This is a genomic window from Rhodovulum imhoffii (genome assembly GCF_003046545.1).
Lineage (GTDB): Bacteria > Pseudomonadota > Alphaproteobacteria > Rhodobacterales > Rhodobacteraceae > Rhodovulum > Rhodovulum imhoffii.
In genome coordinates this window covers 255,163-270,195 of the sequence record NZ_QAAA01000001.1, presented here as the reverse complement: position 1 = coordinate 270,195, position 15,033 = coordinate 255,163, and the positions used below count along the sequence as shown (strand labels likewise).

Genomic DNA, 15,033 nt, shown 5'->3' with positions numbered 1-15,033 from the left:
CGCCCGGCAAAGCATTTACCTGGCAAGCCAGGCCTGGAACTTGGCATCCAGGTCGTCGCGATAATCGGCCCACCATTCGTAGTTCTGAAGGAAGGTATTGGCCGCGTTCGCCGGATCGGTTGGCATATGCGGGGCCATGTCGATGCCCAGTTCCGCGTGCTGGCCCACCAGCGGCGCGGACGAGACGCGCGCCGGGCCGTAGGAGATGAACTTGGCCTGATCGGCAAGGCGCTGCGTGTCGGTGGCGAAGTACAGGAAGTCCTTCACCCGGGCGAGCCGGTCCTCGGGCAGGCCCGCAGGGATGATCCAGCCGTCGAGGTCATAGACCTGCCCGTCCCAGAGCATCGCAACCGGCTGGTCCTGCTCCTCGATCAGGCTGAACAGCCGCCCGTTATAGGTAGAGCCCATCACCACTTCGCCATCGGCCAGAAGCTGCGGTGTATCGGCCCCCGCAGACCACCAGATCACATCGTCCTTGATGGTGCCAAGCTTGGCAAGCGCCTGGTCCTGCCCCTCATCGGTTTCGAGGACATCGTAGATATCCTCTTTCGCGACGCCGTCACACAGCAACGCCCATTCCATGTTGTTGATGGGGCGCTTTTCGAGACTGCGCTTGCCGGGATAGGTTTCGGTATCGAAAATCGCACAGACACTTTCTGGCGGGGTTTCTCCCACCATGTCGGTACGGTACCCGAAAGTCGTGGAATACACGATCTGCGGGATGAAACAGTCGCTTACCAGCGTTTCGCCGAAATCCTCCGAAGCCTTGGTCCCGTCCGGCGCCGGGGCAAGAACTTCATCATGGTCGACTTCCATCGCCAGCCCCTCATCGCACAGGCGCATGGCATCGGCAGCGGTCACATCCACGAGATCCCAGGTGATGTTCCCGGCCTCATTCATCGCGCGCAACTTCGCGACGGCTTCGTTGGAACTCTCGTCCCAGATGACCTCCAGCCCGTCATGCATCGCCTTGTACGGCTCGGTATAGGCGTTGATCTGACTTTGCTGATAGGCCCCGCCCCAGGACACGACGGTCATGGAACCGGACATCTCTGCGGCAAGAGCCACGGGCGCGGCAAGCGCCGCACAGGTCGTGAAAAGAATGGTTTTGCGTTTCATGCGTATCTCTCCGTGTTGATCCCCTTGTTTTTCTTTCCACCCGCCGGGGATACGGGCGGCGCTCAGGCGTCAAGCGCCCGGCAATCCTCGGGCAGCCAGCCGATCTCGATGTGCTCGCCGGGGCGAAGGCGGCGCTGATCGGGCGCGTTGCGCGTCTTGATGACGAAATCCTCGTTTCCGGCCACGCGCAGGCGGGTACGATAGATATCGCCCATGTAGATGAACTCCAGCACCTCGGCGTGAACGGTGTGCACACCGGGGCTGAGGCGGGACTTGTCGATTTCCACCCGCTCCGGCCGGATCGACACGAGCGTCCGCTCCCCCGGCTTTGAGACGTTCACGGGCTTGGCGTCTATCAGTTCCCCGTCATCGAGGCGCACGACGGCGACACCGTCGGTGATATTTTCCACCGTGCCTTCCAGGGTATTGTTTTCACCGATGAACTGAGCGACAAAACTGTTTTCCGGCGCCTCGTAAAGCAGATCCGGGGGGGCAAGCTGCTGGATGCGCCCGTCATCGAACACCGCGACACGGTCCGACATGGTCAGCGCCTCGGTCTGGTCATGGGTCACGTAAACGGTTGTGATCCCAAGACTATGGGCAAGGCGCGTGATCTCGAATTGCATGTGCTCGCGCAACTGCTTGTCCAGCGCGCCGAGCGGTTCGTCCATCAGCACCAGCTCCGGCTCGAACACCAGCGCACGCGCCAGCGCGATGCGCTGCTGCTGTCCCCCCGACAGTTGTGCGGGCCGGCGCCCGCCGAAAGCCCCCATCTGCACCATTTCCAGCGCGCGCTTCACCTTCGCTTCGCGCTCGGACTTGCCGATCTTGCGCACCTCCAGCGGAAAGGCGAGGTTCTCGGCCACCGTCATGTGCGGGAACAACGCATAGTTCTGAAACACCATGCCGATGCCCCGCTTGTGAGGCGGAATGTTGTTGATGGGGTGCCCGTCCAGAAGAATCTCACCGTGGGTGGCGCTTTCGAACCCTGCCAACATCATCAGACAGGTCGTCTTGCCGGACCCGGAGGGCCCCAGCATCGTCAGAAACTCCCCCTTTCCGATGGAAAGGTTCAGATCCTTCACGACAAGCGTTTCGCCATCGTAACTTTTCTGCACGCGGTCAAAAACCACGAAACCGGCGTCGGCTTCGGTCACACAAACGACTCCCTGTTTTTTTGCCACGCTCTTCGGCGCTTGCGGGCCTTTACCCTTCGGGAACGGTAACATCCTGTGCACGGAGTTCAACGCGTAACTTTGAAATGCTTCGCGTGCGGTTCCGCAAACGGGATCGAATGTTTTATCAAAATATTGATATTTAATCATTCTTTTGAAAGGCGCCTGAATTTTAACCGGCCGGCCTGCTGACAAAACGCCGTGGCCACCCATGCCGAATCGAGCGCCAGGACAGCCTTGCCCCAACGGGGCCGGTCACCCCGCCGTATGTTTTTCCCGCACCCGGAACCTCTGACAGGACGTCCCGAGCACCGCGCCCTCAGGGCCGGGAACGAGCGTCAGAATCCGGGTGGCCAGTCTTTCCGCTTCGTTCTGCGCATGGGTGACGAACAAGGTCGCCGGGCGATGATGCGCGATCAGGTTCTCGGTCAGCGCCAGCATGGTTTCCGCCGTTTCGGCATCCAGCGAGACAAAGGGCTCGTCCATGATCAGAAGCTCGGGCTGCCCTGCGAACGCCCGCGCCAGGGCCAAACGGCGCCTTTGCCCCTGCGACAACTGGCCGGGGAACATTTCTTCCTTGCCGGTCAGGCCTGTTTCGGCCATCGCCCGCGCCGCCGCCTGCCGGGTCAACCCGCGATGCACCGTGCGCAGATTATCCATGGCACTGCGCCACGGCAGCAAAGTAGGGTCCTGGAACACCATTGCCATCGCACCGGGGCGGGCGATGGTGCCGCGAAATTGCGTATCAACCCCGGCCACAATCCGGAGCAGCGTGGACTTCCCGATCCCGGACGGCCCGACAAGCGCAACCGTTTCACCAGGCGCGATGGAAAAGGAAACAGGGCCCAGGACGGCATTGCCGCCGAACGTTTTGGACCGGATATCAACCGCGATCACGCCCACCTCCAGCGGGCCACGCGCCGCTCCCAGGGTTGCAGGAATACCCATTCGGCCAGCAGCATCACGGCGATGAAGGAAAACGCGTAGATCATCACCATCGGGACGTCGAAAAGCTGAAAATACAGGTGAATCTGGAATCCGATTCCAGACGAGCGCCCCAGAAACTCAACCACGAGAACGATCTTCCAGATCACGGCGACGCCGGACCGGGCCGCCGCGATGACAAACGGGGCCAGTTGGGGCAAGACGACATGGCGCAGGCGCACGTACCAAGACATGCGATAGACCTTCGCCATGGCATCCAGGTCTGGGTCGAGCGCACGGGCGCCTTCGCGAATGACGGTGGTGACGCCTGGCACCTTGTTCAGAGTGACGGCAAGGATGGCGGCGGTTTCATTGAGGCCGATCCACAGGTAGCACAACACGATCAGAACCAGCGCCGGCAGGTTGAGAAAGATTACCAGCCAGGGGTCGAGCCATCGGTTCAAAGCCGGGGAACGCCCCATGGCAAGACCAAGCGCAAGGCCCAGCCCCATGGCCAGCACGAAAGCCCACAGGACACGGACAAGGGTGGCTCCGAGGTGCCGGGGCAACTCCCCCGAGGAAATTTCGCGCACGAAGCCGGGCACCAGGTCGAACGGCATCGGCAGAATGCGCGGGTCCCCTGTCAGAAGGGCTGCCGTTATCCAGACACCAAGCAGCCCCGTGATCGACAGCACAGGTATGAAACGACAGGTCGGCATGGGGGGCTATCTGACATTCGCGAACAGCCCGGCGGGAACGGTCGCGGCCTTGCCCACAAGTTCCTCCCCCCCAAGATCTGCCATCAGCGCCAGAAAATTGTTTGCGGCGGTTGAATCGACCGGCATCCGTTCGGGAATGCCCGCGATCCAGTCCGCCTTGAGTTGCGCGAACTGGGCGTCGGACCTGGCGTTCATCAAAGGACGGATCGCCTGCCATGCGTCTTCGGACCTTCTCAGCAGCTCTTTGGCCTCCCGGCTGGCCTCGAACAGGGCTTGCGCCAGGCCGTGCCGATCGGCCAGAAAGCTCTCTTTGAGATAATAGCCCAAAAGCGGCATGTCCGGGTCGAGACCCAGCGCCTGGCCGGCGGTTTCGACGGAGATCAGCTCCCGCATGCCGGAAGATTTCATTTTCGCCAGAAAGTGCCAGAAGTTGATTGCTCCCGCATACTCGCCGCCCAAGGCGGACTTGAAGATCAGCGGCGGCGCCCCAAAGACCTGTTCGGTTTCCGCCTTGAGGTCCAGACCGTATTCCTGTCGGGCATAAGCGCGCAGGATCAGCCAGGACTTGTCCAGAGGCCCCCCGGCAATGCCGATCTTGCCCCCTGCCAGATCCCTGAGGCTGGTGGCCGGGCTGTCCTTGGGCACCACAACGCCCCCCACGGCACGCGAATAAGGAAGAAACACGTAATCTTTCCCATCGGCCCGCTGACGGGCAACCCAGATCCAGTCGGCAACGGCCATATCGGCCTGCCCCCCTTCGACGGCGATGCGCGTGGCGGCGTTGTCGGCGTAAGGCTGAACTTCAAGCGTGAAGCCATGCTTTTCATCAAGGCCGTGCTGGGCGATCGTCGCAAGCTCCCAGTTGACGGTACCGATCTTGAGAACCGCCGCACGGATCACGGGCAAATCGCCTTCGGCAAACGCCGGCGCGCCCAGAACAGACAAGATGGTGACAAGATATTTGAAAATCTTCAAGATTTTGGTCCTCCCTCAAGCCTTACTCGGCACGGCGCCCCGTTTCGTTCAGGTTTTCATCCAGCGTGATGTCGAATTGCTGACCACCCTTGCAGATCACGTCATCCAGATCGTAACCGCTGTCCTCGCGCTCGATATCGTCGGGGTCCATCTGGCAGTCGATCGAGGCAAGCCAGGCCTCGATCTTCCCGATGGTCATGGGGTCGATTTCGCCAGCCTGTCCGGAAGCGGCAAGACAAAAGGCAAAAAACGGTGCCGTGAGCCTTTTCATGTGAACGGTCTCCCTACTGAATGGTGAAGCGGACCTGCTGACTGTCCCCGGACGTGCCGGGAATACGCAGCACATGCGTTCCCGGCTTGATCGCGATGAAAGACAACTCGGCGGTTCCGGCCTTGTCGAACTCGATGGACTCTATGGCCATCGGGCGGATTTCGATTTTGTTGATCACGATTTCGTTCATCCAGATCGCGCGAAAGAAGCCCGGCCCCTCGACCGCCAGTTCCGCCGAACCGTCCGCCGTGATCTCAAGCTTGTAATACGCGCCCGACTGCAGGATCGCATCGTCCCCCAGGGGCTTGCCCGATGCCAGCGTGAGTTTGAGAGTTTCGCCCCGGTTGCACTTGGCCAGAAGCCCCGCAAAACCGAGATCGTCACAAAGTGGCGCAGCCGCGGCGGGCACACCAAGGCCAAGGGCGAATACAAGGGCAAGAAAGGGGTTCATGTGTCTGCTCCTTCGCATCAGTCGATAACCACGACACCCCAGGGCTGATCCCCCACCGGGACCGAACGCAGGGCTTTTTCCCGTTTCACGTCGATGACCGTGATGTCGTTGGAGTTCCCATTGGTTGTCAGGAGGTATTTCTCATCGGGCGTGAACGCCAGTTGCCACACCCTCTGACCTACCAGAATGTAATCCGTGACCTCGAGGCTTTGGACATCCACAACCGCCACCCGGTTGGCCGGGCCAAGCGCCACGAACAGGCGCCGGCCATCCTGCGTCACACGGGCCCCGACGGGTTGCAGCCACTCGGGCAGAACGCCAGGGACTTCAAAGGAGATTTTTCCGGCAACCGTCGGCTTGCCCTGCCCGTCGATATCCATGACCGTGACCGTCCCGCCGATTTCCGACGTGACGAACAGGCGCGTTCCGTCCGCGGTATACAAGGCAAAGCGCGGGCGCTGGTCGACCAGAACGTTGTGCTTGATCTCGTAATCCTCGGTGGAAATGAAATGCGCCATGTTGGTGGTTTCGGACGTATTGACGACCCATTTCGCGTCGGGGCTGATGCCCATGCCCTCGGGTTCGACCCCGACCGGAATTTCGGCCAGAACCGTACGGTCCTCGGTATCCGTCACCGTGACGAGATTGTCGTCTTCGTTCGCGATATAAAGGCGCTTGCCCGAGGGTTCGATCACAAACAGTTCCGGGTCCGGACCGGACGGCAGGCTTGGCAATTCGCGATAAGTTGCCGTGTCGAATACCCTTACGAGATTGTCGTCGGAAGCACAGACATAAAGCCGCGTTCCGTCCGGGCTGACGGTGATGCCTCGCGGGCGGTTGCCGCCGAAAAACTCTCCGGTCACTTCCCAGGTTTGCGTATCGACGACGGTGATCGTATTGCCCCGTTCGTTTGTGACAAACGCCTTCCCCGCGAATCCGGGCGTGGCAGCGCCAAAGACGAGGACCGTTGATACGAGAAGGTGTTTCATGCGGCTCTCCCGGTCAGTTGAACATCTCGCAAGCGGATTCTGCCCGGTCGCGCCCAAGCGTGTCCTGCAAAGCTGTCTGGTGGAAAAACCCGTCCTGAGGGCTGACACTGACGGTGATCCGCCCGTCGAAAAGGATCACCTCCTGCCGCATCTGGCCGTTCCAGTCGCGGAAATCGACCTGATGTCCCTTGAATCCCGCCAGTTCGAACTGGTCCGACAAAAGAAACCCCCTGACCGTTTCAGGGGCGGCCGATCCGGTTCGCGTCACCGCTTCGCCCAGCGCACGCAGGGCGATCCAGGCATTGTAATCGATATCGGTCATGTATCGCCCGGCGATGGCTTCGAAACGATTCTGAAGTTGCGTGGCGCCATATGCTTCATGGCCGCCATGCATCTGCACCGGGCGTAAGCCAGCCGCCCCCATCACCGGGCGCGGTGTCCAAAGATGATAGGTCAGGTATGGGCCGAAATAATCGCTGGCATCGGCGGCGATCACCACGTCATGCTCCGGCAGGTCCTGCATGAAGGCCGGCAACTGCCGCTGGACCAGAACATGCCCGGAATCGGTACGCCGCGTGCCGCCGGAATACTCGAACACACGTTCCCCGACGATGGTTGCGCCGAACTTGGCCGCCGCCTCGCGATAGGCTCCGGCCATGGCGATATCGGCGGGGTTGGACCCAGATATCAGCACCAGGCGCGTCCATTTTTTCCAGACCGCGAATTGAAGGATCGCATCGGCCTGTTGCTGCAAACTGGTCGCGGTATGCAGCAGGTTGGCACGGCAATCCCCGTCACGCAGTGCCATGTCCGGGGCCTGGGCATTGAAAACCAACGCCCCCGACTGCGCGGCCCGGTCGCTCAGCCGCAAAAGATCGTCGGCCCGGGCGATAACCACCACAAAACGTATCCCCTCTGCCAGAATATCCTCCAGCGCGGCATCCGCCCCGTCAGGAGCGACAGCCCGCAACACGGTTTCATAGCGATGCCCCAGAAAACCGCCGGTGGTGCTGTTGTCTTCGTTCGCAAGGGTCGCGCCAGCAAATCCCCTGTCTGCGGGTAAAAGTTCAAAGCGCGAAACCGGAAGCCGAACCTGGTAATCGATCCGCAGCACGGCCGCACGCACATCCAGGGCACCGGCCTGCACACCGGTCAGCGCCCACAGGCAAAGTGCCGGAAAAACAAGATGGAGAACGTGACGCACCATGCCTCCCTCCCATGCGGTCGCATCGTTTATCGCATGTCCGGGACAAAGATCAGCCGCTACCTTTGGCCAAGTTGTTCAGCAAGCTTAGCCGGGTCATCATGGGCCGCGACTCTTATTTATTAAGAAGGCTTGATGCGTGTTCTGGTCCTTTTGCTTGCGTTCTTGGCGGCCCCCGCACTGGCGGGAAGCAAGGTCGCCTTTTTCGGCATGCACATGCTGGACACCTCGCTGCAAACCGCTGAACTGGGGCAAAACCCGGAGGAGGTCGCACGCGTACAGATGCTCCACGACATGGTGGAAGCCCGCTTCCGGTCCGAAGGCTACCTGCTGGTCGACCTGAGCCCGGTGGCGGAGGAATTGAACCGGGTTAAAAACCCCGCAAAGTGTTATGGCTGCGATACGCGAATGGCGGCCAGGCTTGGGGCGGACTATGCGCTGGTCGGCGAGGTTCAGAAAGTTTCCAACCTCATTCTGACACTGAACCTGCAAATGCGGGAAACCCGGACGGGGACCATGGTGCGCGGCGCCGTCGTCGATATCCGGGGCAACACGGACGAAAGCTGGCGCCGTGGAATGCGCTACATCCTGGACAACAGGATATTCAAGGAGGAGGAAAGCCCCCAATGAAAAGAAGAACGGTCATCGCTGCGACTGCCGCCCTTGTAGTTTCGCCGTCGCTGGTTCTGGCCCACGGCCCGACCCGCCAGAAGGTCACGCTCTCCGTCGCGGTCGCGGCCAGCCCCGAAGAGGTCTGGGCGGTAATCGGGAATTTTCAGGACATGTCCTGGCATCCCGCCGTTTTTGCAACGACAGGCACGAACGGCAACGCGATCGACGCCACCCGAATCCTGACCCTGGGCGATGCGAACGGCCCCCGGATCGACGAGGTGCTTTACAAACACGACGCCGAAAAGATGACCTATTCCTACCGTATAACCGAAGTTTCCGTCGATGTTCTGCCCGTGACGAACTACTCCTCGCACCTGAAGGTCAGCCCGCGGGAAGATGGCGGAACCCTGATCGAATGGCGCGGCGCGTTCTATCGCGGTTATCCCAACAACGATCCGCCGGAACACCTGAATGACGATGCTGCGGTGGTCGCCGTGATGAATGTTTACAAGGCGGGTCTCGATGCGCTGGTTGACCGTTTCGGCGTTGCGGGCTCTTAGGCTGGCAGCCGTCTGCCTTGGCACGGCAGGCGCAACGCATGCGGAAACGGCATACATCACTTGCCAGTCTTCGCAAGAGGTCGGCGTTACGGACCTCGATACCGGGGAAAGCGGCGCACTCTGGCCCATACCCGGCCAGCCGGCGGGGGTGGCCATCGGTCAGCGGGACGACATTTACATCGTCGCGCCCGGTGCCAAGGCAGTCCACCGTCTGGCCCGCGCAACGGGGAAGGCTCTGGCCCACACCACGCTGGAGGGGGGGCCAACGGGCATCGCCCTGGATGCGAAACGTGGGCGGTTGTTCGTGTCCGACTGGTTCAATGCCCGGCTCTGGGTTCTGGAGGCCGCCACGCTGGCCACACTTGCAGAACTTGCCACCGGCAAATCCCCCGCCGGCATCGCCCTGTCGGAAGATGGGCTTTTTCTCGCCTCCGCGGACAAGGGCGCAGACCAGGTATCGCTGTTCGATGCCCGGTCTCTTGTCCGGCTGGGTGCAGTTCCCGTTGGAAGCCGCCCTTACGGCCTGCGTTTTGCACCCGACGGGCGGCTGTTCGTCGCCAATGTCGGCAGCAACGATGTCAGCGTGATCGACCCGCGAAAACGCATCCTTCTTGCAACCGTGCCGGTCGGTGAGCGTCCCTACGCAATCGCCTTCGCCCATGGCCGCGCTTTCGTAACCAACCAGTACCATAACACCGTCAGCGTGATCGCCCTGAAAGATCTTTCGGCAGTGGGCCGCATAGACGTCGGGGATTATCCCGAAGGGATCGATACCACAGGCGACGGCAAGTTCATCGTACTGGTCAACTGGTTCGGAAATACCCTGATGACCATCGACGCGGATACGCTCGACGTTAGGGAAACTTTCGATACATGTGACGGGCCGCGCGCCTTCGGCACCTTTCTTGCCCCTGGAGACGTCAAATGAAGCGTCTTGTTCTGGCCATCGGCCTGATCGTATGCGCCCCGGCCTTCGCCGCAGAAGCGGCCTGGGACGATATTCGCCATGCCCTGTATGGGGAGCGGTTTCTTCTGGACGGGTCCGGCCTGATCGCGATCGATGTGCCCTATCGCACCTCCGACGATGCGCGCACGGACATTGCCGCGCTCGTCACCGCCCCCGCGGGGACGGAACTGCGCGAGATAACCCTGATCCTTGATGAGAACCCCATGCCCGTTTCGGCGGTGTTTCAGCTTGCCACGGCACCGACGCGCTTCTTTTTCGATGTCACCATGCGGATCAACGGGCCGACTCCTTTGCATGTGGTTGCCCGAACCACGGATGGGCGCCTGTTCGTGGCCGAAACCTTCGTCAAGACCACCGGCCAGGGCGCATGCTCCGCCCCCCCCGGCACCGATGCCGAACTGGCGCTGCAAACCCTGGGCGAGATGCGGATCGAACTGGCCGGGCGGGTCCCCGACAACACATGCTGCGGCTCCCCTTCAACCCTGACGCAGAGGCTGAACCAAATTGACGTGACTCTGGATCACCCTTCCCATTCGGGCATGCAGATGGATCAGGTTTCGCTGCTGTTCACACCGATGCGCTATATCGAAACGCTCGATATCGGTGTGAACGGGGGCGGCTACGCCCGGATGACCGGGTCGATTTCACTTTCCGAGAACCCGCGCATCGGCCTTTCTGTGCCGTCCGGAACACAATCGGTGGATGTCACAATGACAGATACCGGCGGCACGATCACCCATGCCCACAAGACCCTGGAAGGGTATTGAGCCGCAGGGACGTCAGGGTTGGGGCCGTTCCGGCAAGATCCGCGCCAGGGGATATCCCCAGAGTTTCCAGCCATCTGTGCCCTCCGGCATCCAATACACGTCGGAGTAGCCCCACTCCACGGCCCGTTTGGCAGCGTTCCAGCTCATCCAGCAGTCTTCAAGGCAAAAGATCACGATCGGGCGGGTCGGGTCCCCCCCGGTTGCCTTGTCGAGCCCGCGCCGGAAATAGGCCGCCGTGACATCTGCAATCGCCCCATACCCCACATTGGGCAGCCAGATCGCACCGGGAATGGACACGCGCGGCTTGTCGCGCCAGATTGTCCCTTCGGGCAGGTTTTCCGGTCTGGGCGCCTGTGGCAGAACGTCGATGAACCCGGCCGCATCGCTCTGCCACAAGGCGTAGGCCGCTTCGGGGCCGATAACCGTTCCGCCATTGAGCGTTGCGGGCACAGGACTGCGATAGGCGTCCATCCGGTAACTGTCCGGCTCCGCCACCATTTCCGCCGACACCGCAGATCCGGCACACAGGAGCAGAGCCGCAATACACTGGCGGACAATCATTTCCGGGGCTCCAGAACCCCGGAGCCGAGATCGTTGACCAGCGGGACACCGGCCTCGATCAATATGGCATCAATTTCCTCCTGATGGCGGCGGATCAATCCGTTCAGTTTGCGCTGCCAGACCTTTTCGCCCTGCCGGACCCCCATCGTTATACGAAAGAACAGCCGCGGCGGCAGGGTTTCCCCGACCAGCGGAATGACCTTCATTTCCGGGTAGGAGGACTTGACCAGCGGCCCGCCCAAAGGCCCCCAGAGGATCGCGGCGTCGATCCTGCCCGCCCCGAGGTCATCCAGCATGTCCTGCGCCGGGTTTTCATGGCGGCGGTCCACCACAAGGTTGTAGGGCCGGGCCATACCGATCAGACCGTTGCGCGCCATATGCGCGGCAGGCGGGGTACCGGCAATAATACCGATCCGCCGGCCTTTCAGCCTGCCATCGTCCAAGGTCTCCACCCCGGCAAGATCGCCGGTCCGGGGCACGATCAGCACATAGACCGAGGTGAAGTAATGGTTGGTATTGAGGACGAGTTCATGCCCCTGCGCGTAGCCGATGACCACATCGCACTGCCGGGCATTCAGCGTATTGCGTATAAACCCCGTTGCCTGCGGAAACCAGGTGTACCTGACAGGAAGGCCGAGCTTTTGCGCGAAAAGCCCGGCCAGTTCGTTCTCGTACCCGGCTTCTGCCTTGTCCGATATCGGGAAATTCGCCGGATCCGCGCATACACGAAACGCATTTCGGGAAACCAGGTCCGAAGTCTGCGCGGCCCCGACGCTTGCCGCCCCGATCGCCGCGAGGCAGATCAGGGCCCGCAGGCTAGTGGCCCAGGCAGGCATTTTCGTCCTCGCGGATCACGTCGGATTTCGACTCTTTCCTGCCTGGGCGCCCGCGCGGCACGACATCGGCGCCCCGGGCCTTGAGGTAAACGTAAATGTCGTCAAGGTAACACATCACGTTGGGATTTTCGCCAAACGCGGGCATCACGAAGTTTTCGGCGGCGTTCACCTTGGTGCGCCCGTTCGTGACGACATCCCGGAATTCATAATAATCCATGTCGATGGCGGATTTTTTCAAAGCCGGGGCGTAGCTCGACCCTTCTCCCTCCGGACCGTGGCACACATGGCATTCCGAATGATACCGGCGAAAGCCGGAATAGGTCAGCCAGTCGACAGTGCCATCCTCGGCAACGTTGTAGGTCGGCACGTCATCTTCCGTGAAATACCGCCCGTCTTCGGAATAAACAGCGGTCAGGTTGTCGATCTCCTGCGCCTGCACGGCAAAGGGAACCGCCGTCATCAGGCACGCGGCCAGAAGTCTTGTGGGTGCGTTCATGTCGGATTCTCAACTTGTTAGCGACTGGCACCGCATCCTGTGCGGCACCAGCCACGTTGCGTCAGTCGTCTTCGCAGGCCGGATCAGTCGGGCAGTGCGAAAACGGTCATCTGACCGCCCAGAGCGGTATAATCGCTCAGGGCCGCATAGCCGCCCACGGCACCCAGACCGTCATTGGGGTTGGTCAGACCGGCCGCGAGACCGATCCCTGCCCAGCCCCCGACGCCCGAAAGGATCGCCACGTACTGCTTCCCGCCATGTTCGTACGTCATGACGTTTCCGATGATCCCGGACGGGGTCTTGAACTTGTAAAGTTCTTCGCCCGTTTCGGCGCTGATCGCTTTCAGGTAGCCCTCAAGCGTACCGTAGAAGACAATGTCTCCAGCCGTGGCCAGAGCGCCCGACCAGACCGAGAACTGCTCGGGGATCGACCACTTGATTTCACCCTTGAGGTTATCCCAGGCAATGAAGTTGCCCATACCGCCGTGGCTGTCGGGGGCCGGATACATCGCCAGGGTTGCCCCCACATAGGGCTGGCCCGCAGTATAGCTGACACGGAACGGCTCATAATCCATGCAGACATGGTTGGTCGGCACGTAGAACGTTTCCGTCTTCGGACTATAGGCAGCGGGCTGCTGGTCCTTGCTTCCCAGGGCAGCCGGGCAGATGCCGGTCGAGTTCACGTCCTCGCCGTTCTGTTCGGTGGAGTATTGGGCCACGACGGCCGGACGCCCATAGGTGTCGGAGCCGGGGTCCATATCCACGCCCGTCGTCCAGTTGACCGCCGGATCGTATTTTTCGGCCACCAGCAGTTCCCCGCTCACACGGTCGAGGGTGTAGCCCAGACCGTTCCGGTCGAAATGGGTCAGAAGCTTGCGCATCTCGCCATCCACGGTCTGCTCGGTCAGGATCATCTCGTTGATGCCATCGTAGTCCCACTCATCGTGGGGGGTCATCTGGTAGACCCACTTGGCCACGCCGGTATCGATATCGCGGGCGAAGATGGTCATGGACCACCGGTTGTCCCCCGGACGCTGGGCCGGGTTCCACGTAGAGGGGTTGCCCGATCCGTAGTACATCAGGTTTTCTTCCAGATCGACGGAGTACCAGCCCCAGGTGGTGCCGCCGCCGATTTTCCACTGATCGCCTTCCCAGGTATTGGTCCCTGAATCCGCGCCGACCGGCTTGCCCAGATGGGTGGTCTTTTCCGGGTCGAACAGGATGTCCGAATCCGGCCCCATCGAATAACCGCGCCACACCAGCTCGCCAGTGCTCATGTCATAGGCGGTCACGGAGCCGCGCACGCCGAATTCGCCCCCCGAGATGCCGACGATCACCTTGTCCTTGACCGGCAGAACGGTCGCGGTGTTGGTTTCGCCTATGGTCGGGTCACCATTCTGGACCTCCCAGACCACTTCCCCCGTCTTGGCGTCCAGCGCGACAACCTTGGTATCGGCCTGATGCAGGAAGATCTTGCCCTCGGCATAGGCGACGCCGCGGTTCACAGTGTCACAGCACATCACCGGAATGACGTCGGGGTTTTGCTTGGGCTCGTATTTCCAGAGAATCTTGCCATCGTTGGCCAGATCCAGCGCATACACGATATTCGGGAACGGCGTGTGGACATACATGATATCGCCGATAACCAGGGGCGACCCTTCGTGGCCCCGCAGCACGCCGGTCGAGAATGTCCACGCAACCTGAAGATCCCCGACATTTCCGGCGTTGATCTGATCGAGTTGCGAAAACCGCTGGTTCTTGTAGTCGCCGGTCTGGATAGCCCATTGCGACGGGTTCCCCATCTGGCTGACAAGATCGTCATTTGCAAAGGCGGTAGTGGCCGCGCAAAGAGCGATCCCGGAAACAAAAAGCGTTAGCTTTCTCATTCGAGTTCCTCCCGTAAGTACGGCGCCCTGCGCCGTCTGTTGGCAACCGACCCTCCTTGATCGGATGCATCTGGTGCCGCCGGACTCTGATGGCCCGGTCGGCCAATCCCGCTCTTGCTAGCCGTCTTCGGCGATAAAGGTTGCAAGATACGCGATAACGTGTGCCCGCTCTTCCTCTTTCCGGAGTCCGGCAAAAGTCATCTTTGTGCCTTTGGCGTAGTCTTTCGGCTTGGCCAGGAACTCCATCAGTTCTTCAGGCGTCCAGACCTTGCCCTCCGCCCCCAGGGCACGCAGCGTATCGGAATACCCGAAATCCTGGACAACGGCGACCGGCCGGCCGACGACCCCGTTCAGCACCGGGCCGGTCTTGTGCACGGCGTCGGCACCGACCATGTGGCAGGCCTGGCACTTGCGGAAAATCCTTTCGCCCGCCGCGGCGGCTTCCTGATCGGAGCTGTCGGCGACGGCCATAACCGGCAAGGTCACAAACGCGCATACGGCCGTGAGAATTCGGTTCATCT

Annotated in this window: 18 protein-coding genes; 4 read left to right on the top strand and 14 right to left on the bottom strand. The window is 61.2% G+C overall.

What is annotated here, in order from left to right:
- Window positions 1–15: 15 nt before the first annotated feature.
- The 9 genes from C8N32_RS01350 to C8N32_RS01310 all read right to left on the bottom strand — a co-directional run bounded on the left by C8N32_RS01350 (window position 16) and on the right by C8N32_RS01310 (window position 7,830).
- Entirely contained in the window at window positions 16–1,119 is a 1,104-nt protein-coding gene (locus C8N32_RS01350) for an extracellular solute-binding protein (protein WP_107890667.1), read from the bottom strand.
- Window positions 1,120–1,181: 62 nt separating this feature from the next.
- Window positions 1,182–2,276: an ABC transporter ATP-binding protein gene (locus C8N32_RS01345; RefSeq protein WP_244905885.1), complete on the bottom strand. Its 1,095-nt coding sequence runs from the start codon at window positions 2,274–2,276 to the stop codon at window positions 1,182–1,184.
- 273 nt (window positions 2,277–2,549) lie between these two features.
- A complete protein-coding gene (locus C8N32_RS01340; protein ID WP_170106703.1) occupies window positions 2,550–3,191 on the bottom strand; it encodes an ABC transporter ATP-binding protein in 642 nt (213 codons plus the stop codon).
- Window positions 3,188–3,937 (bottom strand): ABC transporter permease, encoded by a 750-nt coding sequence (locus C8N32_RS01335; RefSeq protein ID WP_107890665.1) that lies wholly within the window; start codon window positions 3,935–3,937, stop codon window positions 3,188–3,190. The genes C8N32_RS01340 and C8N32_RS01335 overlap by 4 nt, the downstream gene beginning before the upstream one ends.
- A gap of 6 nt (window positions 3,938–3,943) precedes the next feature.
- Window positions 3,944–4,906 (bottom strand): ABC transporter substrate-binding protein, encoded by a 963-nt coding sequence (locus C8N32_RS01330; RefSeq protein ID WP_107890769.1) that lies wholly within the window; start codon window positions 4,904–4,906, stop codon window positions 3,944–3,946.
- 28 nt (window positions 4,907–4,934) lie between these two features.
- A complete protein-coding gene (locus tag C8N32_RS01325) occupies window positions 4,935–5,183 on the bottom strand; it encodes a hypothetical protein (protein ID WP_107890664.1) in 249 nt (82 codons plus the stop codon).
- A gap of 13 nt (window positions 5,184–5,196) precedes the next feature.
- Window positions 5,197–5,634 (bottom strand): cupredoxin domain-containing protein, encoded by a 438-nt coding sequence (locus C8N32_RS01320; protein WP_107890663.1) that lies wholly within the window; start codon window positions 5,632–5,634, stop codon window positions 5,197–5,199.
- 17 nt (window positions 5,635–5,651) lie between these two features.
- Window positions 5,652–6,623, bottom strand: a complete 972-nt coding sequence (locus C8N32_RS01315) for a YVTN family beta-propeller repeat protein (RefSeq protein ID WP_107890662.1) — start codon at window positions 6,621–6,623, stop codon at window positions 5,652–5,654.
- A gap of 13 nt (window positions 6,624–6,636) precedes the next feature.
- Window positions 6,637–7,830: an ABC transporter substrate-binding protein gene (locus C8N32_RS01310; protein ID WP_107890661.1), complete on the bottom strand. Its 1,194-nt coding sequence runs from the start codon at window positions 7,828–7,830 to the stop codon at window positions 6,637–6,639.
- Window positions 7,831–7,962: 132 nt separating this feature from the next.
- On the opposite strand from C8N32_RS01310, the gene C8N32_RS01305 reads away from it, so the two are divergent.
- Genes C8N32_RS01305 through C8N32_RS01290 form a run of 4 tightly spaced genes read left to right on the top strand, consistent with a single transcriptional unit; the run spans window position 7,963 to window position 10,733 of the window.
- Entirely contained in the window at window positions 7,963–8,457 is a 495-nt protein-coding gene (locus C8N32_RS01305) for a DUF3280 domain-containing protein (protein WP_107890660.1), read from the top strand.
- The gene (locus C8N32_RS01300; RefSeq protein ID WP_107890659.1) at window positions 8,454–8,999 is read left to right on the top strand and encodes an SRPBCC family protein; all 546 of its coding nucleotides are present in this window, start codon (window positions 8,454–8,456) and stop codon (window positions 8,997–8,999) included. Before C8N32_RS01305 ends, C8N32_RS01300 begins: the two co-directional genes overlap by 4 nt.
- Window positions 8,962–9,927 (top strand): YncE family protein, encoded by a 966-nt coding sequence (locus C8N32_RS01295; RefSeq protein WP_107890658.1) that lies wholly within the window; start codon window positions 8,962–8,964, stop codon window positions 9,925–9,927. The genes C8N32_RS01300 and C8N32_RS01295 overlap by 38 nt, the downstream gene beginning before the upstream one ends.
- Window positions 9,924–10,733 carry a quinoprotein dehydrogenase-associated SoxYZ-like carrier gene (locus C8N32_RS01290; RefSeq protein WP_107890657.1) on the top strand — a complete coding sequence of 270 codons (810 nt, stop codon included), beginning with the start codon at window positions 9,924–9,926 and terminating at the stop codon, window positions 10,731–10,733. Before C8N32_RS01295 ends, C8N32_RS01290 begins: the two co-directional genes overlap by 4 nt.
- Before the next feature lie 12 nt (window positions 10,734–10,745).
- Here C8N32_RS01290 and C8N32_RS01285 read toward each other — a convergent pair whose 3' ends face one another.
- From C8N32_RS01285 to C8N32_RS01265, 5 genes are all read right to left on the bottom strand, one after another.
- A complete protein-coding gene (locus tag C8N32_RS01285) occupies window positions 10,746–11,294 on the bottom strand; it encodes a PQQ-dependent catabolism-associated CXXCW motif protein (protein WP_107890656.1) in 549 nt (182 codons plus the stop codon).
- The gene (locus C8N32_RS01280; RefSeq protein WP_107890655.1) at window positions 11,291–12,130 is read right to left on the bottom strand and encodes a substrate-binding domain-containing protein; all 840 of its coding nucleotides are present in this window, start codon (window positions 12,128–12,130) and stop codon (window positions 11,291–11,293) included. Before C8N32_RS01280 ends, C8N32_RS01285 begins: the two co-directional genes overlap by 4 nt.
- Complete coding sequence (locus C8N32_RS01275; RefSeq protein WP_107890654.1) at window positions 12,111–12,626, bottom strand: c-type cytochrome, methanol metabolism-related; 516 nt, start codon at window positions 12,624–12,626, stop codon at window positions 12,111–12,113. The genes C8N32_RS01280 and C8N32_RS01275 overlap by 20 nt, the downstream gene beginning before the upstream one ends.
- Window positions 12,627–12,709: 83 nt before the next feature.
- Window positions 12,710–14,512 (bottom strand): lanthanide-dependent methanol dehydrogenase XoxF5, encoded by a 1,803-nt coding sequence (gene xoxF5 / locus C8N32_RS01270; protein WP_107890653.1) that lies wholly within the window; start codon window positions 14,510–14,512, stop codon window positions 12,710–12,712.
- A gap of 117 nt (window positions 14,513–14,629) precedes the next feature.
- Entirely contained in the window at window positions 14,630–15,031 is a 402-nt protein-coding gene (locus C8N32_RS01265; protein ID WP_107890652.1) for a c-type cytochrome, read from the bottom strand.
- Window positions 15,032–15,033: the final 2 nt, after the last annotated feature.